We start from the raw sequence: 22,196 nt of genomic DNA on the forward strand, positions 1-22,196 counted from the left end.
GGGGGCTCGGTCAGGAAGAGGGTTTTTCGAAATTGATCAGGCACGCCGTCGCCTTGCTTTGGACGTAGGCGGGCTGTGGGTTGGTGCTATTGGGGTCCAGTGTGCTGTTGTTGGCGCTCAGGGTGATTTGCAGGCGATAGGCGGTATTGGTGGTGTCGGTGTTACGGCCGTAAGGCCAGCAGGTGGCGAAGCCGACCGAGAACGGCGTGGTGCCCTGGCCGGCGGCGATCAGTGTGGTGCTGGTCCAGGTCGCGCTGCCCCATTGCGCCGAGGCCTGGGTACAAGTGGCCCCGCTATTGATGCTGATCAGGGCGCCGTTGCTGACCAGCAGCCCGGCACAACTGGCTACGGCCGCTGAGCTGGTCTGATAGGACCAGACAATCGCGTTGCCGGTGGTGCCGTTCGGCGCGGCGTTGGTCAGGGTCGGGAAGTTGGCCTGGGCGGTGGCGGTGCCGGTCAGGGTGCCATTGGTCAGGGTGGCGCCGGACAGCAGCACGAAATTGTTGTCGATATCGGAGGTGGCGCGCGCGGTGGGGCTGCCACTCCAGAACCCGCCATTCATCAGTTCACGTTGGGCCGTCAGCAGTCCCGAGGCGACCTGGCCATCCTGGCTGGCGCTCTGGAGCGATGTCACCGTGCTATAGACCAGGTTTTTATACAGCGAGAGCATGGCCAGGATACTGAGCAGGGAAATGACCGTGCCGACCATCAGGCTGATCATCGTGAAGCCACGTTGCGCGCGGCTCATGGCTCGTCTCCGACGCGGATGATGCCGCCAAAAATACTGGTGTCCTGGGTGCGGGTGGTCAACACCACCGAACTCTGCGGTGCGCCGCCGGTGAGGACGCTGGTGCCGACGGTGACGGCAGCGGGGCTGGTGCAGGTCGCGACGATCGGCTGGGTCGTGGTCTGGGTGGGGAGGGACACGACGAGCAGGGCGGCGTTGGTCGTGCACAACAGCGCGCCATTCTGCTCCAGCAGGCTGCGCATCTGGCTGACCACGATATTTTCCAGTTTCATGTCGCGCTGGCTCACCGCCGCCCTCGACGCGATATAGGTGATCCCCAGGCCGATGATTGCCATCAGCAGGATGCCGACCAGCGCCTCGATCAGGATATCGCCGCGTTGCGGCTTCGCGGCCGACCTAGATGAGCGGGACATTGACTGCAATCTCGCTGCCTGCCGTGACTTGAATCGTGCCGGTGGTGCATGAGCCGCTGCTGACCGCGAAACCGCGATTGTTGAAGGCGACACAGGCCAGGTTGACGCTGGCGACCTGGATAACGGCGGCGGCCGGGAGCGGGGCGCTCCAGAGGAGTGATGTGGTCGCGGTACAATCGATGGTCTGCCCGGGAGTGAGGCTCAATAACTTGAGGCTCTGGCCGGAGACGCACAGCACGGCGGCGGGTGCGGTGTCCTGCACCTTGCCCGGGTTGCGCAGGGCAATCGACTTGGCGCGACTGAGTCCTTGTTTCACGAGGCCGGCGGCATCGCGCTGATAGGCGCTGTTGGTCCACGACTGGGTCAAGGGCACCCCCACTACCAGCAAAAGCGCGAACACGGTAATCGTGATCATCAACTCGATCAGGGTGAAGCCACGGCTGTGCATTACAGCCAACTGCTATACGGACTGCAGGAAGAGAGGTTGCGATTGTTACCCTGGTCCAGGGTCAGGACGCAGCCACTGACAGTGGCGCCGGTACCCGTGGCGGTCACAGTGTAGGTTGTGGCGGTGGAACTGAGGGAATAGCTGAAATTGCTGGACTGGCTGGGTTGCCAGCCTGACGTCGGGCTGGTGCAGGGCGACGGGCTGCCAAGCAGCACGCATTGGATCTGGGTGACACCGCTGGCGGTCGAGACCGGGTACACCAACTGTTTCTGGTAATAGTTTTCCAGGTTGAGGCTCAATGCGACCAGATCCGCCTCGGCTGACTTGAGGTTGCTCTTGGTGATGTAGCTGTTGTAGGCCGGAAGGGCGATAGCGGCGAGGATCGCGACAATAGCGACCGTGATCATCATTTCGATCAGGGTAAAACCTGATTGTGTTCTGGCGTTGTTCATAGGCACTTCATCGGCAATTTTATTGGCGTTTACCCGGTGACCGACTGGTCGCGCGTCATTATGACATCATTGAATGACGGTTCGGGAATCGAGCCGACAGGAACGACCCGGCCTGAAGAATCTTTTATTATCGGTCTTATTCCAGGACCTTCTGCTGATCTCCATCACTCCGCAGGCCGATCGATCAACCGAGCGGAGCCTTGCTCAGGGCAGGGCTCCGTTCGGTCCGATTCATCGGTACGTTCAACGCAAAGCCTTTACGCCATCGCCAACTGCACCACCTTGAAAATCACCATGCCCATGGCGACGACCAGATAGCCGCGCAGCACGCCCATCCAGATGCGATTGCGTTGTGACAGGATCATGGGCTTGAGCTGGCCCAGTGGCGGCATGCGCCAGGAGTTCAACATTTCCTGGGTGACGGGGGGTGTTTTGTGGGGCAGGCCCACCTTGTCCACGGCTTCGCGGGCATGCAGCACGTTGACAGCGATGGCGATGACCAGGCCCACGACACCACCGCCAATCAGTATATCGGTGATGGTTTCACCGGACATGTCCGGGAAGGCCACGGCCGAGGTCAGGACCACGGACAACAGCACGAGTATCGCGACGATGACCGCGGTCACCAGATTGGTGAAGCGCTTGTTTACCCAGGGGCCGAGTACTTCCTTGTCATTGCACAACAGCAGCAGGAACACCGTGGCGCTGGGCAGCAGGACGCCGGCCAGGGTCTGTACCGCGTTGGTCAGCAGGCCCAGCGGGACGCCGGGGATCAGCACCAGGGCGGCGGCGACGGCGATCAGGCCACAGTACATCAGGTAGAAGCCCTTGGCATCGCCGGGTTTGCGGTGCAGCGAGTGCTTCAGGCTCAGGACATCACCCAGGGCGTAAGCGGTCGACAGCGACACGGCCATGGCCCCGATGATACTGGCGTCGATCAGGGCGACCGCGAACAGCACGCCCGGCAGGCGCCCGTGGTACTTGGCGATACCGGCGGCAATGGCGCCGGCGTCGGTGAAGTTGCCGAACTCCGGGTTACCGACGAAGACCTGCGCGGTGAAGGCAATCATCGCCACCGCGCCGATCACCACCAGGGCGATGCCCAGCCACAGGTCGGCGCGTTCGTACTTGATGAAGCGTGGGGTGATGCGCTTATCGATCACATAGCTTTGCTGGAAGAACAACTGCCAGGGCGCCACGGTGGTGCCGACGATCCCGATGATCAGCAGCAACACGTCCGACAGCTTGCCGTCAGCCGGCAGTTGCGGGGTGAAAAAGTCATGGGCCATCTGGGTCATGGGCGGGTGGATCATCAGGAAGATCGGCACCAGCAGCAGGCTGCCGAAGACCAGGACCAGGGCGAACCGTTCGAAGCGCCGGAAGTTGCCCGTGCACGCCGCCAGCATGATGAACACCGCTGCCAGGCACACGCCGGCCACCTTGGGCACCCCGAGGAAATCCATCCCCAGGCTGATGCCGATGAACTCGGTGACGATGGTCAGGGCGTTGAGGATAAACAGGTCGATGGCACTGAACGCGCCCCAGAACTTGCCGAAGCGGTCGAGGATCAGGCGGGCATGGCCGACACCGGTCACCACACCGAGGCGCAGGACCATCTCCTGGTTGACGTAGAGCACCGGGATCAGCAGGGCCAGGGTCCACAGCAACAGCGTGCCGTAGTTCTGGCCGGCCTGGCCGTAGGTGCTGAAGGCGCCGGCGTCGTTGTCGCCGACCATGACGATCAGGCCTGGGCCGAGGATGGCCATCAGGGTCTTGAGGCGATGCATCCAGCCGTTGCGTGGGGCGACATCGTCATGGCGGATGGTGCCGAAGGCTCCGCGGATATCGCCGATATGGGCGCTGTCGAGGACAGCGGATTGGGCATTCAAGTTGGACATGGTGAGTTCCTCCAAAGCGTGGCATTGGCAGCCGCTTTCGATTCCCATCGGACAGGCGAGCACGGGTCTTCCTTCTCCTGGCCACAATCCGTGGGCTTTGTTGGAGACGAAATGACAGGCATTCCTGGCGTTACGGGAAACGCAATAAATTGGGTTGTTCAACCGCTGACCGAGGTCGGTCCGGGTTGCTTGGAGGTCACACGGAAGGGAACTGCGTAAAGCGCGGGGCGTTCGAGCGGGGGGAGATCAACCAGGGTCAGTCCTACCTGCCAGGCGGCACCATTCCAGTCAGTGTGACCGGCCTACTAGAGCTGGGGTCCATAGGAGTTCTCCGTGGTTATTTCGGCGAATGTAACCAAATGTGAGAGAAAATGGCGAGTAAAAATTTATGAATTTTTTATCGGCGTTTCGGCCTGGTCAACGCCGAAGACATGGCGGGTGCGGATCAGCAGTTCGCCCGTTGGAACAAAGCCGGCGGCAAGGTGATGACGGGTCTCACTCGCCGCCGCGTCGCCTCAGAACTGCTCGGCCTCCAGTCCGAACAATGAAGCGCTGCCCGCGCGGATGCTCTGTTCCAGACTCAGGATGCGCGGTAGCAACCGGCTGAAATAGAACCGCGCGGTTGCCCGTTTCGCTCCGTAAAATCCAGGTTCCTCGCTGTGCTTGTCCTGCGCGACCCGGTCCATGCGCGCCCAGAGATAGGCGTAGGCGACATAACCCAACAGGTGCAGGTATTCGACGCAGGCACTGCCGATGGTGTTGGGGTCGTCCACGGCCTGCTCCTGCAACCAGTCGCTGAGGTTTTCCAGGCGTTGCACCGCGTCCAGCAGATCGTCGGCGTAGGTTACGCCGGGCTGAGCGGCGTAGTGGCGGATCTCGGCGGTGAACAGGCGCAAGGCGACACCCGCGTTTCCCAGCACCTTGCGGCCCAGCAGGTCGAGGGCCTGGATACCGTTAGTGCCTTCGTAGATCTGCGCGATGCGCACGTCCCGCACCAACTGTTCCTGGCCCCATTCGCGGATATAGCCGTGACCGCCGAAAATTTGTTGGCCGTGGAGGCAACTGTCCAGGCCGGTGTCGGTGAAGAACGCCTTGGCCACCGGGGTCAGCAGGGCGACCAGGGCCTCGGCGTTGTGCCGCTCATCAGGCTGGTCGGAGAATTTGGCCAGGTCCAGTTGCTGGCCGACATAGCTGGCGAACGCGCGGCCGCCTTCGGTCATGGCCTTCATGCTGAGCAGCATGCGCCGCACGTCGGGGTGGACGATGATCGGGTCGGCGATCTGGTCCTTGGCCACTGCCCCGCCCGGGGCGCGGCTTTGAATGCGTTCGCGGGCATAGCTCCGGGCGTTCTGGTAGGACGCTTCGGCGCAACCGATACCCTGGATGCCGATGGACAAGCGCTCGTAGTTCATCATGGTGAACATGGCCGCCAGGCCCTTGTTGGCTTCGCCGATCAGCCAGCCGCTGGCGCCGTCGAAGTTCATCACGCAGGTGGCGGAAGCCTTGATGCCCATCTTGTGCTCGATCGAGCCGCAGCTGACGGCGTTGGCGGCGCCCAGGCTGCCTTCGGCCTCGACGAGGATCTTCGGCACCAGGAACAATGAGATGCCTTTGGCGCCTGGCGGTGCATCCGGCAGCTTGGCCAGCACCAGGTGGATGATGTTCTCGGTCAGGTCCTGTTCGCCACCGGTGATAAAGATCTTGCTGCCGCTGATGCGATAGCTGCCGTCGGCCTGGGGTTCGGCGCGGGTGCGGATCAGGCCCAGGTCGGTGCCGGCATGGGCTTCGGTCAGGCACATGGAGCCGGCCCAGCGGCCCTCGTACATCAGCGGCAGGAAGCGCTCTTTCAGCGCCTCGCTGGCATGGGCGTCGATGGCCAGGCAGGCGCCGGAAGTCAGCGCCGAATACAGGGCGAAACTGGAGTTGGCGCCGTAGAGCATTTCTTCGAATTGCACGGCGAGCATCTTCGGCATGCCCATGCCGCCGAACTGCGGGTTGCCGCTGAGGCCGACCCAACCGCCTTCGAGATAGGTGGCATAGGCGTCCTTGAAGCCTTTCGGGGTGCTGACCTGGCCGCCGTGCCATTGGGCGCCTTCTTCGTCGCCGCTACGGTTGAGGGGGGCGATCAGATTGCCGGTGACCTTGGCCGCCTCTTCAAGAATCGCGTCGGCGGTCTCCGCATCGACAGTCTCGGCCAGGGCCGGCAGGCGGGCCCAGAGTTGGCTGGCGTTGAAAACTTCATGTAATACGAAGCGCATGTCGCGCAGGGGGGCGTTGAACTCGGGCATGGCGTTAAACATCCTGCAAACAGGGGATGGAGACACGGCCGCGGCCGCGCCATGGGTGATGCGTATTACCCCGGACGTCGACAACGGCCGGGGAGGATAGGGAAAGGCTAGAGGTTTTTCGCCATATCGCGCAGGACGAACTTCTGGATCTTGCCGGTCGAAGTCTTGGGCAACTGGGTGAAGATCACGGTCCGCGGAACTTTGAAACCGGCCAGATGCTCGCGACAGAAGCTGATGATCTCGGCTTCACGCACGTCCGGGTGATGGGCCTTGAGGGTGATGAAGGCGCATGGCGTCTCCCCCCATTTTTCATCCGGACGGGCCACCACCGCGGCTTCCAGCACCGCCGGGTGGCGATAGAGCACGCCTTCGAGTTCGATGGTGGAGATGTTCTCGCCGCCGGAAATGATGATGTCCTTGAGCCGGTCGCGGATCTCCACGTAACCATCCGGATGGGTCACCGCCAGGTCGCCGGTGTGGAACCAGCCGCCTTCGAAGGCTTCGGCCGTGGCGCTGGGGTTCTTCAGGTAACCCTTCATCATCGTGTTGCCGCGCATGAAGATCTCGCCGATGGTCTGGCCGTCGGCGGGGACCGGCTCCAGGGTTTTCGGATCGGCCACCATCAGCCCTTCCAGGGTCTGGTAGCGCACGCCCTGGCGTGCCTTGACCTGTGCGCGTTCCTCCAGCGGCAGTTCATCCCAGGCCTCATGCCAGGCGCAGATGGTCACCGGGCCATAGACCTCGGTCAGGCCGTAGACGTGGGTGACCTTGATACCCATGGCTTCCACGGCGCCAATCACCTTGGCCGGTGGTGCGGCGCCGGCGACCAGGGCGTTGACCGGGTGATCGATCGCGGCCTTGGCCGACTCGGGCATGTTCACCAGGGCGTTGAGCACGATCGGCGCGCCGCTCAGGTGGGTGATCTGGTGTTCACGGATCAGGTTGAGGATCTTCTGCGGGTCGACCCGGCGCAGGAACACATGCACCCCGGCCATCGCGGTGACCACCCAGGGATAGCACCAGCCGTTGCAGTGGAACATCGGCAAGGTCCAGAGGTACACCGGGTGGTTGCCCATGCTCCAGATCATCTGGTTGCCGAGGGAGCTGAGATAGGCGCCGCGATGGTGATAGACCACGCCCTTGGGATTGCCGGTGGTGCCGGAGGTGTAGTTCAAGGCGATGGCCTGCCATTCATCCTGCGGCCACTGCCAGTCGTAGGCCGGATCGCCTTCGGCCAGCAGCGCTTCATAGTCCAGGTCGCTGACGGCCTGGCCTTCGCCGTATTCCGGGTCATCGACATCGATCACCAGTGGTGGGTGGTCGAGCATGCCGATGGCGGCCTGCACCACGTCATGGAACTCGCGATCGGCGATCAGTACCTTGGCTTCGCCATGGGCCAGCATGAAGGCAATGGCTTCGGCATCCAGGCGCACGTTGAGGGCGTTGAGTACCGCGCCGATCATCGGCACGCCGAAGTGGGCTTCGAGCATGGCCGGTATGTTCGGCAGCATCACCGCCACTGTGTCATTACGGCCGATGCCGCGTCCGGCCAGTGCCGAGGCCAGGCGCCGGCAGCGTGCGTAGGTCTGGGCCCAGGTGCGGCGGATCGAGCCGTGGATCACGGCGGGGTAGTCGGGGTAGACCTTGGCAGTACGCTCGATAAAGCTGAGCGGAGACAGGGCAATATGATTGACGGCCGTTGGCGCGAGGCCTTGCTCGTAGATGGACATGGTTCGGGTACCCGGTGGCTGATTATTAGCTCTATGTCCGAGGCGTTCGGTCTTTACCGACCCCTCGATGACTTATCCGGGGTGTTTTATATAATGTTTGCGGATGGGTATGGAAGTACTACCTGAGTTGTATAGTATATCTACTATAAAAATTTCAAGGCTCAAATCATGACCTCTGCACTGCCCGTGAAGTCGCTGCCGGCCCGGCCTTTCTCCAGGCGGGGGCCGCGATGATGTCCGCCTCCATTGGCCTGGTGCAGGGTTCGCCTTTACTGGAACATGATCCGCAGCCGAGCCTGCTGCTCGATGCCGGGGCACGACCGTTGGCGCTCAACGGGGCGCTGCTGACGTTGCTCGAACAACAGCCATTGGCCGATGCCATGAGCCTGTTGCCGGTCAATCATCTGCCGCTGGTGCGGGCCTGCCTGGAACAGCAACGGGCCATCGAAGGGGTCGAGGCGCAATTCGAGCAGCGGATCCTGATCTGGACCTTTATTCCCGAGCCGCGGGAGAACCGTGTGCTGGCGCGTTGTCGCGAAGCCACCGCACAGGTCCTTGCCGAGCGCGAGTCGGCCACGGCCAGGCGTCTCTATCGCCTGATCACGGAAAACACCACCGACCTGATTTCCCGGCATACCCCCGATGGCTGTTTTCTCGATGCCTCCCCGGCGTCCTGGACCTTGCTCGGTTATTGGCCCGAAGCGTTGCGCGGCCGCCCGGCCCACAGCCTGTTCCATCCCCAGGGCCTGGCCGGCCTGATGCACCGCACCCGTGATGCCCTGGAGCAGGACGGTTATCACACCATGACCTATCGCATCCGTCATCGCGACGGCCATTACCGGTGGTTCGAGACCGCTTGCCGCGCCATCCGCGAAACCTATACCGGGTCGGTGGTGGAAGTGGTGAGTGTGTCCCGGGACATCACCGCCCGGGTCCAGGCCGAGGAAAACAAGCACCGGCTGGCGGAGGTGGTGGAAGCCAATCCTGACCCGGTGTTGTTCATCGAGCCCAGTGGCGATGTCACTTATCTCAACCCGGCGGCCCGGCGCACCCTCAAGCTCGGCGAGCAGTCGGCGATGCCGAGCCTGGGCGAATTTCTGGCCGCCGATGTCTTGGCGGCTCTGCAGCGCGAGGGGTGGAGTCGTGCCGAACGGGATGGTCGCTGGAGCATCGAGGCCCGCTTACAAGCCCTCGATGGCGCTACCTCGGTGCCGGTATCCCTGATGCTGCTGGCGCATCGCTCGGCCAGCGGCGAACGGTTCTACTCCCTGGTCGCTCACGACCAGACCGAGCGCGAATTGCGCGAGGCCCAGCAGCGTCACCATCAGGACGAACTGGCCCACACCGCAAGGCTGGTGACCCTGGGCGAGCTGGCCTCGGGCATCGCCCACGAGATGAATCAGCCATTGGCGGCGGTGGTCAATTACGCCAGTGCCAGCCAGCGTTATTTGCAGGCCCTGGATAGCAATCCGCAGGCGGTCGAGCGGGTGGCCCAGGGCTTGGAGCGTATCGCCGTACACGCCAATCACGCCTCCGAGGTGATCAAGCGGCTGCGCGCGTTCCTGCGCAAAGGGCGGCGGCGCATGCAGGCCCTGGATATCAGCGAAGTGGCTCGCGACACGGTGCGCTTGTGTGCCTGGGAAGCCAGTGCCTGCCAGGTGACGATCGAGGAGCGCCTGCCGGATAATCTGCCGCCGGTTTATGCCGACCGGGTGCTGCTGGAGCAGGTCTTGCTCAACCTGTTGCGCAACGCCATCGATGCCAACCGCGAGGTGCACCCGCGGCAGGCGTCGCGGATCATCCTGGCGGCCGAGCGCGGTGCTGATGGTGGCGTGGAGGTGAGTGTCAGCGACCAGGGCCCCGGTGTTTCCCCGGCGCAGTTGGAACATATCTTCACCCCGTTCTACACCAGCAAGGCCAACGGCCTGGGCCTCGGGCTGTCGATGAGTCGCAGCATCCTCGAAGGCTTTGGTGGTGAGTTGCAGGCGCAGCCCATGGCCAGCGGCCTGCGGATGCGCTGCCGTTTGCCGGCGCAATAAGGTGCCGGCCGAAAAGAACAACAACAGGAGTAACGCAATGGTGAGTGTGGCGCAGCAGCTGGTCTATGTGGTTGACGATGACCAGGGCATGCTCGACTCGACGGTCTGGCTGCTGGAGTCGGTCGGCCTCAAGGCGCTGCCCTTCACCAGTGGACGGGACTTTCTCGAGGCCTGCGATGCCCGCCTCAATGCCTGCGTGCTGCTGGATGTGCGCATGCCGGGCATGGGCGGCTTGAATGTGCAGGAAGAGATGAGGGCGCGGGATATCCGCTTGCCGGTGATCTTTGTCAGTGGCCATGCCGATGTGCCGATCGTGGTGCGGGCGTTCAAGGCCGGTGCTCACGACTTTATCGAAAAGCCCTATAACGAACAGTTGCTGCTCGACAGCGTGCAGCAGGCCTTGAGCCGGGCCGACGACAGCCAGAGCCTGAGCGAGGGGCAGGCGCGGGTCCAGGCTCGGCTGGACAGTTTGACCCCGCGAGAGCGTGATGTGCTGTTGCCGCTGGTGCAGGGCTACGCCAACCGGGAAATCGCCGAGCAGTTGGGGGTCAGTGTGAAGACCATCGACCTGTATCGCTCCAGGGTCATGAAGCGCATGGAGGCGCAGAGTCTCCCGGATCTGGTGGGGATGGTGATTGCGGTGGGGTTGGTGGATCCGTTGAAGTTGCGTTGAGCTGTCAGGAGATAAAAAAGCCCGGCGCTTGGCCGGGCTTCTCTTTGATTCTATACGTGTCTATCAGGCTTGCTTTGCCTCGGCCTGCATCATCACAAGGTTCTGTTGCTTGGTCGCTTCGGTCAGAACCTCGCTGTAGACGCGCTTTTTTTGCTCAGACTTAGCGTTACGAATAAAGTCGGCAAATGGGCTTTTTGCACCCTTGGCAAAGCCTAATTTAATCGAAATCATGAATGCGCTCCTGATGGTCACCCGAGCTTGGCCTCTAGATCGGCCCGCGTGTGTTGCTCAGGTATATGAAAGCCATGAGTTCCCTCCCGAATATTCAGAAAACTCGTCTCGGAGCTCATCCGGATCAATCCTTAGGATTTTCGTATCAGCGAAAAGGTTCACAAGGGCGATTGAGGCTTCAGTTTTACCTGCGCCGGGGGACCCGGCCATAAACACTGACACCGGAGCTTCCTCTGGCGGATAAATGGTTCTGTCCGTCCGGCGTTTGGCGATTGTTTTTTTGTTTGAACGGGCGAAGCTGAGCGCTTGATCAGAAATTTCTTGTTCTTCGGGCGTCATTTATCACTAGTCCTCCAACCCTGACGCCAGTTCGATCAGATGAGCCATCTCCATGGCCGGCTTGAGGCTGGCCTCAGTGAGGTTCTTGGCGTTTTTATATTCCGGGCCGCTAAACCCGATCACTGATATGCAGCGATTGGGTCGAAGACTAGTCAGCGGAATTGGCCGGCGCAAGCGAATAGGAGTTCCTGGGAAATTTCAGGCAAGGGAAAGCGAGTCGTCTTGCAGTGCATGAAGAGCGTCCAGGAATGGAGTGTTTTTTTTGGCTGATTTGGCGGGTGGGAGTGATTGAGCTGAGGGCTCATTCGAGAGCCTGTATCTCGATTGGTTCTACACCAGAGAGAGGGGGCTTTCCGTTGGCTTGCGAAACTATTTCTAACGACTCTGTTGTTGATCGGTAGTTGGGGGAGCTCGCCAGGATTTGATCGTTGCCGTCGCGCTGCGATCTCATGACTCGGCTTTGATCACTCACGGAGAAGAGATATGTCCATCAACTTCAGAACACTTCGTTTGGTTTGCTCTGGCGCTCTCGTGGATGTGGCGGTTGCCGGGATCCTGGGCGTCGATACCTCTTCCCTCTTTGCGTCCCTCGGTTTTGCCGTAATCGGTGCCGGATCAACGCTCGTTGTAATCAAATCCCTCGCGATTATCTGACAGTGCTCCCTGCGTTCATTACAGAGCTGACCATTGATGCGTGGACCGTCATCATTGGGTTCACCGCTGTAGCGCTCCGCTATTTTATGCACCTCACTGAGTGACGAGTCCACCGTCACTCAGTGAGGTGCAAGTCTCCACGATGGGCGATATGGATCTTGTTGCCATCCGGGTCGCGTAGGTAGGCACCGTAGTAGCCGTCGCCATAGTGAGGCCGAGGCCCCGGTGCGCCTTCGTCGACTCCGCCGCTATGAAGACCTGCGGCATAGGCTGCATCCACGACCTCCTGAGAGGGTGCAGAGAAAGCCAGCATGCTGCCGTTGCCAGGGGTTGCCGGCATGCGGTCATAGGGCGAATAGACGTAGAACCGAGGCAAGGTGCGATCAGGCATGACCCAGCAAGCGGCGGCTGGGCCTCCGTCAGGCGTGACCGTGCGCCGGCGCAGGCCCAACGGAATCAAAACCGCGTCGTAGAAGGCGGCGGCCTTGTCGAGATTGTTTGTTCCGACAGTCACATGGCTGAACATTTCGGCTCCTTCGAAGGTGTTGGTTTCAAGAGTATCGCAGTCCCACTCTTCAAGGGCGCAGCCATCTCCTGGACGTCTCGCTTTAGTGATTATTGTTTTCACGGTGAGGTTGGGCAACTACGCCAGTTTGGCCCCCTGCTAGGCGATCCAAGTCACTTCAACCCGTACCGCACACCGCGTCCGCTGCCGTGCTGCTCCAGATGGTTTCGCTCGGTCAGGCTGTCGTCGTTCGGTGTCGGGTGTCAGCCAAGGAGCTGTCCAGTCAGGGCATCGAGTACCTGCAACTCGTGCATCCAGGGCCGGTGCACTTGCTGCCCGGGGACCCGATGGCTGCGCTGGATGTGCGCTTCCTCGACCGTTTCTTCGATCTGCACGTAATGAGTCCGGTGCAGCACGCGGTAAGCGGTGCGCTGACGGGCGATCCGGTGAGGCGTCAGGAAGGACTGGCGCTTGCTGAGCAAAAGCTGGAACTTGCCTATGCGTGGCTCGAAGGGCAGCTTACCGGCAGGATTTGGGCCGCAGGTGCGGACTTCACACTGGCGGACTGCGCGGCTGCACCGGCGCTGTTCTACGCGGATTGGACGCACCGGATTTCCGAGGCATTTCCCGTGCTCCGCGCGTACCGCGCGCGGTTGCTTGGCCGACCGTCCTTCGCCCGGGCGGTGGAGAAGGCACGGCCGTTCCGTCCGCTGACCGCTGCGATTAAAATTCATTGCAACTGCGCCAGCTTCGCCTCCACGGCATCGTCAAAAATGATGTAGAGCGCTTCGATATCGGCTGGCCGCAAGCGCTTGGCACTTTCCAAACCGCCGATAAACGTAATCTGAATGGCCCTTTCAGCCTCCAGGTCCGCGATGGTGCTGGCGGCATTGAGCGCTCTGACCAGGTCGCTGACAGGATCTCGGATGGGTTTTGGAAGTCGTAACAGGTCGAGCCTTTCTTGAGGCATGTCTTCCTTAACCGTTTGAATTTAATGGTTAATATTGATTTTTATATGGAGTGAAAATTGGAGTGTCTTTCGAAATTACACTCCACTGTAACACCCATTTGAACTCGATCTGATAACCGATCCACACTCATTGCATACCACCTGCGTGGCGTTTTTTGAGGGTTATACGACCTTTACGCCATCAAGAGCCTGTTTCCATAATTTGCCCGGGAAATCGAGCGCAGACATGCGCATAACCGTGATGACGCCATGACCTTTCGGCTTGACCAATCACGAGGCAGAGAAGGGGACAGAAGATGAGGCTCAAGAACAAATCGGTTTTGATCACCGGCGGTACCAGTGGCATCGGTCTCGCCACCGCCAGGCTCTTCATTGCAGAAGGCGCGCGGGTCGCGGTGACCGGTCGCGATGTTGCCGTATTTGAGCGTGTGCAGGCCGAGCTGGGCGAGAACGCGCTGGTACTCCAGGGCGACGTGCGTTCGCTCAAGGATATGCGGGCGATTGCCGTCGAGGTGAAAGAGCGGTTCGGCGGCCTGGATGTCGTGTTTGCCAACGCCGGTCGAGCGTTCCCGTCGGCACTCAACGACATCGACGACGATCTCTATGAGGAGATCATGGACATCAACGTCAAGGGCGTGGTGGTCACGCTTCAGGCGGTGCTGCCTGACTTGCGGGAGGGCGCTTCGGTCATTCTCAACACCTCGTTCGTCGCGCAGACCGGCAAGCATGGCATCTCCCTGACCGCCGCGGCGAAGGCGGCCGTGCGATCACTGGCGCGCAGTTGGTCCTACGAGTTTCTCGACCGGAAAATCCGCTTCAACGCGATTGCGCCCGGTGCGATGGACACGCCCCTGATCAGCAAGTGGGGGATGTCCGATGAGTGGGTTCGCGAGCGTAAGGCCGAGTTCGCCCAGGCGGTTCCGGTGGGCCACATGGGCAAGGCCGAGGACATTGCGTACGCGGCGCTCTATCTCGCCAGCGACGAATCCTCCTATGTGGTCGGCACCGAACTGGTGGTCGATGGCGGTGCCTCGCAACTTTAAAGGAGAAGTTATCGTGACCGACCATAGCGAAAACAACGCCACCGGTGAGCGCCCGCTCGGCACGGGGAGTTCCCGCCGCGATGTGCTCAAGTTCGGCGGCATCGTCACCCTCGGCTCCCTCCTGGGCGGCGGAGCCCTGCTTGGCCGTGCCGCTCCCGCTCTTGCGCAGGCCGGCGGCGGGGGAGAGCTGGCCCCGAACGAACCGCTGAATATTCTGATCGTGAATTACGACGGCGGCACGCTGCTCGATTTCGCCGGCCCCAGCGAGATTTTTCACCGGCTACCCAATACCAAGGTTCGTTATGCGAGCCTCAATGGCGGCAATGTGACCCTCGAATTCGGGGTCGTGTATGGCAACACTGAACGACTGGCCGACATTGAGAGGACCGACCTGCTCCTGGTCCCAGGAGGCTCTGATTTGTCGGCGCCGATGCGGCCGGAGTACCAGGCACAGATCCTGCGCCTGGCTGAAAGCGCCAAGCATATTACGTCGGTCTGCAATGGATCACTTGTGCTCGCCGCCACGGGCATTCTCAAGGGCAAGCGCAGCGCCTGCCATTGGGCCTTCGTCAACAAGCTGACTGAGTACGGAGCCATTGCTGTTCCTGATCGCTTCGTCGAGGACGACAACGGCCGATTCATGAGCGGCGGCGGCGTGACAGCGGGCATCGACTTCGCGCTTCGTGTTGCCGCGAAGTTGCGTGGTCAACAGGCCGCCGAATTCACGCAACTGGCGATCGAATATGACCCCGCTCCGCCGTTCCATTCCGGTCATCCCAGGGACGCTCGGCCAGAAGTCATCGCGATGGTCGACAAAGAACTGCCCGGCGCATCCAAGGGGCTCGCACGAATACCCGGCGTTCGCTGAAACGCTGCCAGGCAATGTTGACTGCACCTGCCCAATCGGGTGCAGCCCTCTTCCATTCAAGCCAATATCGGAAATCATCAGATGCGACAGATCCGTCTTTGTGCGGCTGCCCTTGCAGTCGGCTTCTCCTTTTTCGCCTTTATCCTGCCGGCCACTGCCGGTGAACCACCGCGTCCGCCCGAAGCGGCCATCAAGGCCGAGAACGCCCGATGGGCGCAGGCCTTCGCGCGAGGTGACTATGAGGCGATAGGTCGCCTCTATACGGAGGATGGCGCCCTCTTGCCGCCCGGGGGCGACCGAGTTATCGGCGCCCGCGCAATCACCGAATACTTCGCCAAGGGCTATGCCGGATCCCAGCCTGGCAGCGTATCTTTCAGCAATTACGAGTTCTACGGTGACGATCAGGCGGTTACCGAAGTTTCGGAGGCCGATGTCCGTGATCACAGTGGCGCGCTCAAGTTTCGCGGTAAACAGATCCTGGTCTTCCTGAAGCAGGGTGGCGTCTGGAAGCTGCACCGCGACATGTGGAGTGATTACGGCCCCCTGAAACCTGACGCGCGTTGAGCGCCCGGTTCTGACAACAGTGGCCCTGGTGGCCACTGACTAGGCTACGCGCGCGGATAAGGCGTCGATCTATCCGCGCTCACCGCTCAATCGGCTCTCGCGCCGGACCGATTGCGGCGGATGTCCATGCAGTTTGACGAAGGCCCTGCGCATCCGTTCCGGATCGCTGAAGCCCACCGCCAGGGCAATCTGTTCGATCGGTTCGCTGCCATCGCGCAGGCGCAGGCACGCCGCTTCAACGCGCAAGCGCTCGACCGCCTTGGCCGGCGTTTCACCGGTTTCCCGGCGAAAGGCCCGTCCGAATTGTCGCAGGCTCAATCTGGCCGCATCGGCGAGCCGCTCGACAGGTAGCGCTTCAGCCAGATGTTCCCTGGCAAAATTCAGCGCAATGCGGATGCGATCCGACTCCGGCTCCATTTGTGACATGGCGGAGAATTGCGACTGGCCTCCCGGTCGACGATAGGGCACAACCAGCAGCCTGGCGGTGGCACGCGCCACTTCCGCGCCCATATCCTGTTCGATCATGGCAAGCGCCAGGTCGATGCCGGCGGCGATGCCCGCGGATGTCCAGATATGTCCGTCCGCTATATAGATACTGTTCCCCCCGACCTTGATGCCAGGGAAGCGCGACTGCAATTGAGCGGCGTACAGCCAGTGCGTCGTTGCCCGGCGTCCGTCCAGCAGGCCGGTTTCCGCCAGCAGAAATGCCCCGGTACACACGCTTCCCACCCGTGAGGCCTTGGCCCCCAGTTTCTTGGCGGCGGCGATGTTTTCCGCTGTCCGCATCGGCTCGATATCGCCACCAATGAACAGGATAGTGTCAAACCTGCGCCTGCCTGCCGGCTGGGTCTCGATCGGAAGGCCAGTATTGCCAGGCACTGACCCTCCCGCCTGCGAGATGACCTGGAGATCATAGGGGGTATGGCCGGCGGCGGTGACCACCTGATTGAACGCCGAAAGGGGGCCGGCAAGATCAAGAGCATCATGGCCATGGCAAACGAAGAATCCGACTCGATGCATGATGAGGTCACTCAAGATCCGGGAGGGCGTATTTTGCGGGAAACCCTCGGATAGCGCCATGGCAGATCATTGCCTTCCACTGATGCAGAAGTCCTCGCGCTTGGCATGAGTGAGCACTGTCGCTGTTCGAGTGTGACGTTTCGTCGCTCCCATCGAGGCCGAGAATATTGATCTGAGTCAAGGTTGGCCGTCTTCGCCGTCGGGACAATTCCGCCATCCCTGCGAGTGCCCATCATGCCAGGCCCCTTCGATTTTCTAAAAAAACCATTAATGAAGGAAATTGGCCTGATATTGCTTATCAAGCTCATCTTGTTGTTGGGGATCCGAAGCATCTGGTTCAGCGCTCCGGTCGAGGTCATGGATGACGGCGTCACAGTAGGCCAGCACGTGCTTGGCCCCACTCCTACACCTCCGGAGAAGCCCCCCCAATGATCTCGGAATCAGTCGTCGACTTATCTCGACTGCAATTCGCTATGACGGCGCTGTATCACTTTCTGTTCGTCCCTCTGACCTTGGGTTTGACCTTCCTCCTGGCCATCATGGAGTCGGTCTATGTGATGACCGGCAAGCAGGTCTACAAGGACATGACCCGGTTCTGGGGCAAGCTGTTCGGCATCAACTTCGCCTTGGGTGTCACCACCGGCCTGACCATGGAGTTTCAGTTCGGCACCAATTGGGCGTACTACAGCCATTACGTCGGCGACATTTTCGGTGCTCCGTTGGCGATTGAAGGCTTGATGGCGTTCTTCCTGGAATCGACCTTTATCGGCCTGTTCTTTTTTGGCTGGGATCGCCTGAGCAAAGTCCAGCATCTGGGGGTCACCTGGCTGGTCGCGATTGGCTCGAACATGTCGGCATTGTGGATTTTGATCGCCAACGGCTGGATGCAAAATCCAATCGGGGCAGAGTTCAACTTCACCACTATGCGGATGGAACTGACCAGTTTCAGCGCCTTGCTGTTCAACCCCGTGGCACAGGTCAAGTTCGTCCACACCGTTGCGTCCGGCTACGTGACCGGCGCGATTTTTGTCCTGGCTATTTCTAGCTGGTACCTGCTCAAGGGCCGCGATATCGGGTTCGCGCGGCGCTCCTTTGCCATCGCGTCGGCCTTCGGCATGGCATCGATTCTTTCGGTCATCATTCTGGGCGACGAGTCTGGGTATGAAATCGGCGATGTTCAAAAAACCAAGCTCGCGGCGATCGAGGCCGAGTGGGATACCGAGGCCGCACCTGCAGCCTTTACGCTGTTCGGGCTGCCGAATCAGGCCGAACAACGTACCGATTACGCGGTGAAGATTCCTTATGTCATGGGGATTATTGCCACGCGATCGCTAGACACACAGGTGACAGGCATCAAGGACCTGGTTGCCCAGCACCAGGTACGGATCCGCAATGGCATGGTTGCCTATGACCTGCTTCGGCAACTGCGCGCAGGGGATAAAAGCGAACAGACAGTCTCTGCCTTCAACGCCGTGAAAAAAGATCTGGGCTACGGTTTACTGCTCAAGAAATACACGGACAAAGTGGTCGATGCCAGCGACCAACAAGTCAAGCAGGCTGCGCTGGACTCCATCCCCGGCGTATCTTCGATTTTCTGGACCTTTCGCCTGATGGTACTCAGCGGCTTCCTGATGCTGGCCTTGTTCGTCTGTGCGTTCTGGGCGTCTACCCGCAAGAACGAAATGAGCAAACCCTGGTTGCTCAAGTGGGCGCTGTTCAGCCTGCCGCTGCCGTGGGTCGCCACGCAAACCGGCTGGTTTGTCGCGGAGCATGGTCGTCAGCCCTGGTCTGTCGGCGAAATACTCCCGACCCATCTGTCCGCTTCAAGCATTTCGACCGGTGATGTCTGGGGTTCTCTGCTGGCGCTGGTCGCGTTTTACAGCGTGCTGTTGGTGATCGAGATGTACCTGATGATCAAGTTCGCCCGACTGGGTCCGAGCAGCCTGCATACCGGTCGTTATCACCTGGAACGCGAGGCATCACTCGCCCACGCCACACAGCCGGCCCTGGTCTGAGGAGCACAATGATGTTCGACTATGAAAGCCTCAAACTGATCTGGTGGGTACTGGTTGGCGTCTTGCTGATCGGCTTCGCCCTGACCGATGGTTTCGACCTCGGCGCCGCCGCGCTGATGCCCTTCGTCGGCCGCAACGATAACGAACGACGGGTGGTGATCAACACCATCGCGCCGCATTGGGATGGCAATCAGGTTTGGCTGATTACCGCCGGCGGTGCCTTGTTCGCCGCTTGGCCATTGGTCTATGCCGCTGCGTTTTCGGGCTTCTACTGGGCCCTGCTGCTGGTGCTGTTTGCCTTGTTTGTTCGCCCGGTAGGCTTCGACTATCGGAGCAAACTGAGCAACACCCGCTGGCGGCAAAGCTGGGACTGGGGCCTGTTTGTTGGCGGTGTGGTGCCTTCGCTGGTATTCGGCGTGGCGTTCGGTAACCTGCTCCTGGGCGTGCCCTTCCAGTTTGATGACACGCTGCGCTCCAGCTACCACGGCAGTTTCTGGCAACTGCTCAGCCCATTCGGACTGCTCGCCGGCGTCGTCAGCTTGAGCATGCTCTGCCTGCACGGCGGCACGTGGTTGATGATGCGTACGGAGGGAGATATTGCCCGGCGTTCACGCCGCGCTGCTCAGCTGTTCGCGGCGGTTTATCTGCTGGCCTTCATCGGTGCCGGTCTCTGGCTCTTGCTGGGCAGCATCGAAGGGCAAACCATCACCTCCGCCTTTGAGCCCGGCATGGCCCTGAATCCGTTGAGCAAGACCGTCGCCGCGAGCAACCTGGGCTGGATGGCGAACTACGGGAAATACCCGCTGACCGTCATCGCACCGGTAGTGGGAATAGTCGGGGCGTTGTTGGCCCTGCTTTCGGCCAGCGGCGGTCACAGTCGCTGCGCGTTCCTGGGCAGCAGCCTGGCCATCGTTGGCACCCTCTGCACCGCTGGTTTTTCCCTGTTCCCCTTTGTCATGCCGTCGAGTATCGACCCGGCCTCCAGCCTGACCGTATGGGATGCGGTTTCCAGCCGTATGACACTCAATATCATGCTGGTTGCCGCAACGATTTTCGTGCCGCTGATCCTCTGCTACACCCTTTGGTGCTACGCCAAAATGTGGGGCAAAGTGACCACCAAGCACATCGACGCCAACCCCCACGGCCTTTACTGAGGAACGCACACTATGTGGTATTTTGCCTGGATCCTCGGCGTCTTATTGGCCTGTAGCTTCGGCATCATCAACGTCATGTGGCTCGAAGCCACCGACACGCTGGATAAGGAGTCCGCGGGTGACCGCTGAAGCCGCACCGCGGTTGCGACGAGCCAGCAGCAGGGTCTTGTCCCTGCTGCTGGCCGTTCCATTGAGCCTGATTCTACTGATCCACCCCATCACCATCCTCAACGCCCAAGGTCACTACAACCACAACCTGCTGATGCTGGTCATGTGGGGCGTGGCCGCAGGGTATGTGCACGGCGTGGGCTTCGACCCGCGTGCGCGAGTGTGGCAAGTGCTGTTTCATCCGCTCGTGGCCTGGGGGCTGATGATCTTGGGCTATGCGGTGATGTGGGTGCATTAGGGCAACTTAGATGGACACCGCCTTTTCCAGTCACCTTTTCCGCAGAACGAGGACCTGCTGGCCGTCCTCGCGGGCTGATCCGCCGCGACACGGCGGGTGACCATCGTCAACCTGGCCATGGCCGCTGCTGATGCCCGGGGACCGTCGGTGGCCCCGGGCGTCGACGGCCAGAACGGACCGAAGATCCGGCGGTGTGTGGTAATGGGGTGGCCCCTCGCGGTTGCCGGTTTGCTCCATCGTTCTGCAATGCCGCCAAGGGCGGTGGCCAGCAAACGCGGAGAACACACCTACATGCCTACATCCACTGACAGTGAAGTTTCCCTTGAACCTCCCGAGGAGACGGGGGCGTACTTCGAATGGTTGATCGACACGCTGCTCATTGAGTTTGATGACGCCGACATCGAACCGATTTGTGTGGCCAGTGGTATCGACGACCCCGTGTTGCACCAGGTCTATCCCCAGGCACGGCAGCCCCCGGCCTTTTTGCTCGATACCGTGGAGCGCTTCCGGTTGGACAGGGAGATCAGGCGCTTCATCGAGCATCCCGAAGACGAGACGCCGGCAAAAGACGCCGATGTACAACGCTATCTGCAACAAGTGGGACTGCAACTGATCTGGCCCACTTCACGGGTATTGCAGTTGTTCGAAGCGGGAGCCGCCAACCGGGTCGAGTACCCGCAAGACAGCGCCGAGGACTTGCCGCGAATCTCGGTGAGCGAAGCTCAATTGATGGCCGGCGATCTGTGGATCAGTGTGCTGAATCATCTGGACGACGAGCAGATCAGGGAGTGGCTGGGGGGCGACTACGCCTCGGCCGCAGACCGCCTGTTGGCGTTGAGGCACAAAGCCGGCGAAGCCCTTGCCCGGCGCAGGAACGAAGTGTTCGACATCTGTTATCAGTTTCGGCAGCAGTCGGGCGATTCCCGGGTGCGGCAGGTCAGAAGGTTCTTTGCCGATCTGCCGACCTCCATGGTACGAGAGCTGATCGCCCGGGCTGACGAGGACGAGCTTCGTCAGCTGTCCACGGCGCAGGTGGCGCCCCCGCGGATGCTCCGGGATGCGCTGTGGTATCGCCAGCAGCTGCGCTTGAACCGCGCGTACGAGGGGCTCTACCTGGCGTCGGCGGCCGGAGAGGACAGCGATGTGCTGGTGCTGCACACCCTGGAAACCTTGCCTTGCTGGCCCGGCTGCATGCGTATCGAGGTGCGCCAGGACAGCCCCGCGGGGGCCTTGCTGGACTGCATCGGGCTTGAGCAGGCCGAGTTGCAGCGGGTGCTGGTACGGGCGGATGGGCGCTATCGGGTCTACAACGGCCTGGGCCGATTATTGGGTGAGGCTGTGGATATGGTCACGGCCTTGCGGGCGGCCCTGCCCAAGTCGGTGCGCAGGACACTGGACATGCCGCTTGAAGCCGATGCCAGTGTATTGAGGACCCTGCTGGTCGATCACACGCCGTTGCCACGCGTGCAATTGCTCGCGGCGTTGGGAATGACTGCCGTATCGCCGCCGGTGGCGGCCATGGCAGGGCTGTCGCTGCCTTCGTCGGCCAGGGGCTTGCCGTTGAGCAGGTAGCCGTCGTGAAAGGCCTTCGGGCGGTTGGCGGTGGTGTTCCGGGCCCAGCGATTGAACGGTACGAGCGCGCGGAAGGCCTGTTGATCGCCGTACAGCAGGTAGTCAAGGTTGTAGTAGCTGTCGTCGACATCTGCTCCGATGTCGAGCTCCTGTCGTTCAAGCAAAA

The 22,196-nt window shown here is 61.1% G+C and carries 25 protein-coding genes; 13 read left to right on the plus strand and 12 right to left on the minus strand.

Features of this window, described 5'->3' with window-relative positions:
• Positions 1 to 10: 10 nt before the first annotated feature.
• The 7 genes from M5B42_RS23355 to M5B42_RS23385 form a co-directional block, all read right to left on the minus strand.
• On the minus strand, positions 11 to 748 hold the full coding sequence (locus tag M5B42_RS23355; RefSeq protein WP_248747158.1) for a hypothetical protein: 738 nt from the start codon (positions 746 to 748) through the stop codon (positions 11 to 13).
• Entirely contained in the window at positions 745 to 1,161 is a 417-nt protein-coding gene (locus M5B42_RS23360; protein WP_248747159.1) for a hypothetical protein, read from the minus strand. Before M5B42_RS23360 ends, M5B42_RS23355 begins: the two co-directional genes overlap by 4 nt.
• Positions 1,145 to 1,609 (minus strand): prepilin-type N-terminal cleavage/methylation domain-containing protein, encoded by a 465-nt coding sequence (locus tag M5B42_RS23365; protein ID WP_248747160.1) that lies wholly within the window; start codon positions 1,607 to 1,609, stop codon positions 1,145 to 1,147. Before M5B42_RS23365 ends, M5B42_RS23360 begins: the two co-directional genes overlap by 17 nt.
• Positions 1,609 to 2,061: a type IV pilin protein gene (locus M5B42_RS23370; protein WP_248747161.1), complete on the minus strand. Its 453-nt coding sequence runs from the start codon at positions 2,059 to 2,061 to the stop codon at positions 1,609 to 1,611. The genes M5B42_RS23365 and M5B42_RS23370 overlap by 1 nt, the downstream gene beginning before the upstream one ends.
• 257 nt (positions 2,062 to 2,318) lie before the next feature.
• A complete protein-coding gene (locus M5B42_RS23375; RefSeq protein WP_248747162.1) occupies positions 2,319 to 3,959 on the minus strand; it encodes an Nramp family divalent metal transporter in 1,641 nt (546 codons plus the stop codon).
• A gap of 515 nt (positions 3,960 to 4,474) precedes the next feature.
• Complete coding sequence (locus tag M5B42_RS23380) at positions 4,475 to 6,247, minus strand: acyl-CoA dehydrogenase C-terminal domain-containing protein (protein WP_248747163.1); 1,773 nt, start codon at positions 6,245 to 6,247, stop codon at positions 4,475 to 4,477.
• A 107-nt stretch (positions 6,248 to 6,354) separates the two neighbouring features.
• Positions 6,355 to 7,977, minus strand: coding sequence for an acyl-CoA synthetase (locus tag M5B42_RS23385; RefSeq protein WP_248747164.1), 1,623 nt, complete (start codon positions 7,975 to 7,977; stop codon positions 6,355 to 6,357).
• A 230-nt stretch (positions 7,978 to 8,207) separates the two neighbouring features.
• Here M5B42_RS23385 and M5B42_RS23390 point away from each other — a divergent pair, with 230 nt between their 5' ends.
• Together M5B42_RS23390 and M5B42_RS23395 are read left to right on the plus strand one after the other, a co-directional pair.
• Positions 8,208 to 10,016 (plus strand): PAS domain S-box protein, encoded by a 1,809-nt coding sequence (locus tag M5B42_RS23390; protein WP_248747165.1) that lies wholly within the window; start codon positions 8,208 to 8,210, stop codon positions 10,014 to 10,016.
• 37 nt (positions 10,017 to 10,053) lie between these two features.
• Entirely contained in the window at positions 10,054 to 10,689 is a 636-nt protein-coding gene (locus M5B42_RS23395) for a response regulator transcription factor (protein WP_248747166.1), read from the plus strand.
• Positions 10,690 to 10,752: 63 nt separating this feature from the next.
• On the opposite strand, the gene M5B42_RS23400 is transcribed toward M5B42_RS23395, so the two are convergent.
• Positions 10,753 to 10,920 carry a hypothetical protein gene (locus M5B42_RS23400; RefSeq protein WP_248747167.1) on the minus strand — a complete coding sequence of 56 codons (168 nt, stop codon included), beginning with the start codon at positions 10,918 to 10,920 and terminating at the stop codon, positions 10,753 to 10,755.
• A 57-nt stretch (positions 10,921 to 10,977) separates the two neighbouring features.
• A complete protein-coding gene (locus M5B42_RS23405) occupies positions 10,978 to 11,259 on the minus strand; it encodes a zeta toxin family protein (protein WP_349292783.1) in 282 nt (93 codons plus the stop codon).
• Positions 11,260 to 11,742: 483 nt separating this feature from the next.
• Here M5B42_RS23405 and M5B42_RS23410 point away from each other — a divergent pair, with 483 nt between their 5' ends.
• The gene (locus tag M5B42_RS23410; protein WP_248747168.1) at positions 11,743 to 11,913 is read left to right on the plus strand and encodes a hypothetical protein; all 171 of its coding nucleotides are present in this window, start codon (positions 11,743 to 11,745) and stop codon (positions 11,911 to 11,913) included.
• 115 nt (positions 11,914 to 12,028) lie between these two features.
• Here M5B42_RS23410 and M5B42_RS23415 read toward each other — a convergent pair whose 3' ends face one another.
• Positions 12,029 to 12,439, minus strand: coding sequence for a VOC family protein (locus tag M5B42_RS23415; protein WP_248747169.1), 411 nt, complete (start codon positions 12,437 to 12,439; stop codon positions 12,029 to 12,031).
• A 188-nt stretch (positions 12,440 to 12,627) separates the two neighbouring features.
• Between M5B42_RS23415 and M5B42_RS23420 the strand changes: the two genes are divergently transcribed.
• Complete coding sequence (locus M5B42_RS23420) at positions 12,628 to 13,200, plus strand: glutathione S-transferase family protein (RefSeq protein WP_248747170.1); 573 nt, start codon at positions 12,628 to 12,630, stop codon at positions 13,198 to 13,200.
• Here the strand turns inward: M5B42_RS23420 and M5B42_RS23425 are convergent.
• Entirely contained in the window at positions 13,149 to 13,388 is a 240-nt protein-coding gene (locus tag M5B42_RS23425) for a hypothetical protein (protein WP_248747171.1), read from the minus strand. The two genes, M5B42_RS23420 and M5B42_RS23425, sit on opposite strands and share 52 nt — an antisense overlap.
• 296 nt (positions 13,389 to 13,684) lie before the next feature.
• Between M5B42_RS23425 and M5B42_RS23430 the strand changes: the two genes are divergently transcribed.
• From M5B42_RS23430 to M5B42_RS23440, 3 genes are all read left to right on the plus strand, one after another.
• Positions 13,685 to 14,431: an SDR family oxidoreductase gene (locus M5B42_RS23430; RefSeq protein WP_248747172.1), complete on the plus strand. Its 747-nt coding sequence runs from the start codon at positions 13,685 to 13,687 to the stop codon at positions 14,429 to 14,431.
• Between the two features lie 13 nt (positions 14,432 to 14,444).
• A complete protein-coding gene (locus M5B42_RS23435) occupies positions 14,445 to 15,299 on the plus strand; it encodes a DJ-1/PfpI family protein (protein WP_248747173.1) in 855 nt (284 codons plus the stop codon).
• 81 nt (positions 15,300 to 15,380) lie between these two features.
• Positions 15,381 to 15,863, plus strand: coding sequence for a nuclear transport factor 2 family protein (locus M5B42_RS23440; RefSeq protein ID WP_248747174.1), 483 nt, complete (start codon positions 15,381 to 15,383; stop codon positions 15,861 to 15,863).
• A gap of 69 nt (positions 15,864 to 15,932) precedes the next feature.
• On the opposite strand, the gene M5B42_RS23445 is transcribed toward M5B42_RS23440, so the two are convergent.
• The gene (locus tag M5B42_RS23445) at positions 15,933 to 16,943 is read right to left on the minus strand and encodes a helix-turn-helix domain-containing protein (RefSeq protein WP_248747175.1); all 1,011 of its coding nucleotides are present in this window, start codon (positions 16,941 to 16,943) and stop codon (positions 15,933 to 15,935) included.
• A gap of 210 nt (positions 16,944 to 17,153) precedes the next feature.
• On the opposite strand from M5B42_RS23445, the gene cydP reads away from it, so the two are divergent.
• From cydP to M5B42_RS23470, 6 genes are all read left to right on the plus strand, one after another.
• Positions 17,154 to 17,315, plus strand: a complete 162-nt coding sequence (cydP, locus tag M5B42_RS32205; RefSeq protein WP_349292784.1) for a cytochrome oxidase putative small subunit CydP — start codon at positions 17,154 to 17,156, stop codon at positions 17,313 to 17,315.
• A complete protein-coding gene (locus M5B42_RS23450; protein ID WP_103496162.1) occupies positions 17,312 to 18,898 on the plus strand; it encodes a cytochrome ubiquinol oxidase subunit I in 1,587 nt (528 codons plus the stop codon). Before cydP ends, M5B42_RS23450 begins: the two co-directional genes overlap by 4 nt.
• Before the next feature lie 11 nt (positions 18,899 to 18,909).
• Positions 18,910 to 20,052, plus strand: a complete 1,143-nt coding sequence (gene cydB / locus M5B42_RS23455) for a cytochrome d ubiquinol oxidase subunit II (RefSeq protein ID WP_100939627.1) — start codon at positions 18,910 to 18,912, stop codon at positions 20,050 to 20,052.
• A 12-nt stretch (positions 20,053 to 20,064) separates the two neighbouring features.
• A complete protein-coding gene (gene cydX / locus M5B42_RS23460) occupies positions 20,065 to 20,181 on the plus strand; it encodes a cytochrome bd-I oxidase subunit CydX (RefSeq protein WP_100939626.1) in 117 nt (38 codons plus the stop codon).
• Positions 20,171 to 20,458 carry a cyd operon YbgE family protein gene (locus M5B42_RS23465; RefSeq protein ID WP_248747176.1) on the plus strand — a complete coding sequence of 96 codons (288 nt, stop codon included), beginning with the start codon at positions 20,171 to 20,173 and terminating at the stop codon, positions 20,456 to 20,458. The genes cydX and M5B42_RS23465 overlap by 11 nt, the downstream gene beginning before the upstream one ends.
• Before the next feature lie 291 nt (positions 20,459 to 20,749).
• Positions 20,750 to 22,030, plus strand: coding sequence for a hypothetical protein (locus tag M5B42_RS23470; RefSeq protein WP_248747177.1), 1,281 nt, complete (start codon positions 20,750 to 20,752; stop codon positions 22,028 to 22,030).
• Positions 22,031 to 22,196: the final 166 nt, after the last annotated feature.

It is taken from the genome of Pseudomonas sp. MWU12-2037 (assembly GCF_023242345.1).
GTDB classification, from domain to species: domain Bacteria; phylum Pseudomonadota; class Gammaproteobacteria; order Pseudomonadales; family Pseudomonadaceae; genus Aquipseudomonas; species Aquipseudomonas gingeri_D.

Bases quoted from the DNA above. Each gene is read 5' to 3' on its own strand.
- M5B42_RS23390 (WP_248747165.1), top strand. From the start codon at position 8,208: ATGATGTCCGCCTCCATTGGCCTGGTGCAGGGTTCGCCTTTACTGGAA.
- M5B42_RS23470 (WP_248747177.1), top strand. From the start codon at position 20,750: ATGCCTACATCCACTGACAGTGAAGTTTCCCTTGAACCTCCCGAGGAG.
- M5B42_RS23415 (WP_248747169.1), bottom strand. From the start codon at position 12,439: ATGTTCAGCCATGTGACTGTCGGAACAAACAATCTCGACAAGGCCGCC.
- M5B42_RS23385 (WP_248747164.1), bottom strand. From the start codon at position 7,977: ATGTCCATCTACGAGCAAGGCCTCGCGCCAACGGCCGTCAATCATATT.
- M5B42_RS23405 (WP_349292783.1), bottom strand. From the start codon at position 11,259: ATGACGCCCGAAGAACAAGAAATTTCTGATCAAGCGCTCAGCTTCGCC.
- M5B42_RS23365 (WP_248747160.1), bottom strand. From the start codon at position 1,609: ATGCACAGCCGTGGCTTCACCCTGATCGAGTTGATGATCACGATTACC.
- M5B42_RS23430 (WP_248747172.1), top strand. From the start codon at position 13,685: ATGAGGCTCAAGAACAAATCGGTTTTGATCACCGGCGGTACCAGTGGC.
- cydP (WP_349292784.1), top strand. From the start codon at position 17,154: ATGAAGGAAATTGGCCTGATATTGCTTATCAAGCTCATCTTGTTGTTG.
- cydB (WP_100939627.1), top strand. From the start codon at position 18,910: ATGTTCGACTATGAAAGCCTCAAACTGATCTGGTGGGTACTGGTTGGC.
- M5B42_RS23395 (WP_248747166.1), top strand. From the start codon at position 10,054: ATGGTGAGTGTGGCGCAGCAGCTGGTCTATGTGGTTGACGATGACCAG.
- M5B42_RS23450 (WP_103496162.1), top strand. From the start codon at position 17,312: ATGATCTCGGAATCAGTCGTCGACTTATCTCGACTGCAATTCGCTATG.
- M5B42_RS23380 (WP_248747163.1), bottom strand. From the start codon at position 6,247: ATGCCCGAGTTCAACGCCCCCCTGCGCGACATGCGCTTCGTATTACAT.
- M5B42_RS23360 (WP_248747159.1), bottom strand. From the start codon at position 1,161: ATGTCCCGCTCATCTAGGTCGGCCGCGAAGCCGCAACGCGGCGATATC.
- M5B42_RS23445 (WP_248747175.1), bottom strand. From the start codon at position 16,943: ATGGCGCTATCCGAGGGTTTCCCGCAAAATACGCCCTCCCGGATCTTG.
- cydX (WP_100939626.1), top strand. From the start codon at position 20,065: ATGTGGTATTTTGCCTGGATCCTCGGCGTCTTATTGGCCTGTAGCTTC.
- M5B42_RS23370 (WP_248747161.1), bottom strand. From the start codon at position 2,061: ATGAACAACGCCAGAACACAATCAGGTTTTACCCTGATCGAAATGATG.
- M5B42_RS23375 (WP_248747162.1), bottom strand. From the start codon at position 3,959: ATGTCCAACTTGAATGCCCAATCCGCTGTCCTCGACAGCGCCCATATC.
- M5B42_RS23440 (WP_248747174.1), top strand. From the start codon at position 15,381: ATGCGACAGATCCGTCTTTGTGCGGCTGCCCTTGCAGTCGGCTTCTCC.
- M5B42_RS23355 (WP_248747158.1), bottom strand. From the start codon at position 748: ATGAGCCGCGCGCAACGTGGCTTCACGATGATCAGCCTGATGGTCGGC.
- M5B42_RS23400 (WP_248747167.1), bottom strand. From the start codon at position 10,920: ATGATTTCGATTAAATTAGGCTTTGCCAAGGGTGCAAAAAGCCCATTT.
- M5B42_RS23410 (WP_248747168.1), top strand. From the start codon at position 11,743: ATGTCCATCAACTTCAGAACACTTCGTTTGGTTTGCTCTGGCGCTCTC.
- M5B42_RS23425 (WP_248747171.1), bottom strand. From the start codon at position 13,388: ATGCCTCAAGAAAGGCTCGACCTGTTACGACTTCCAAAACCCATCCGA.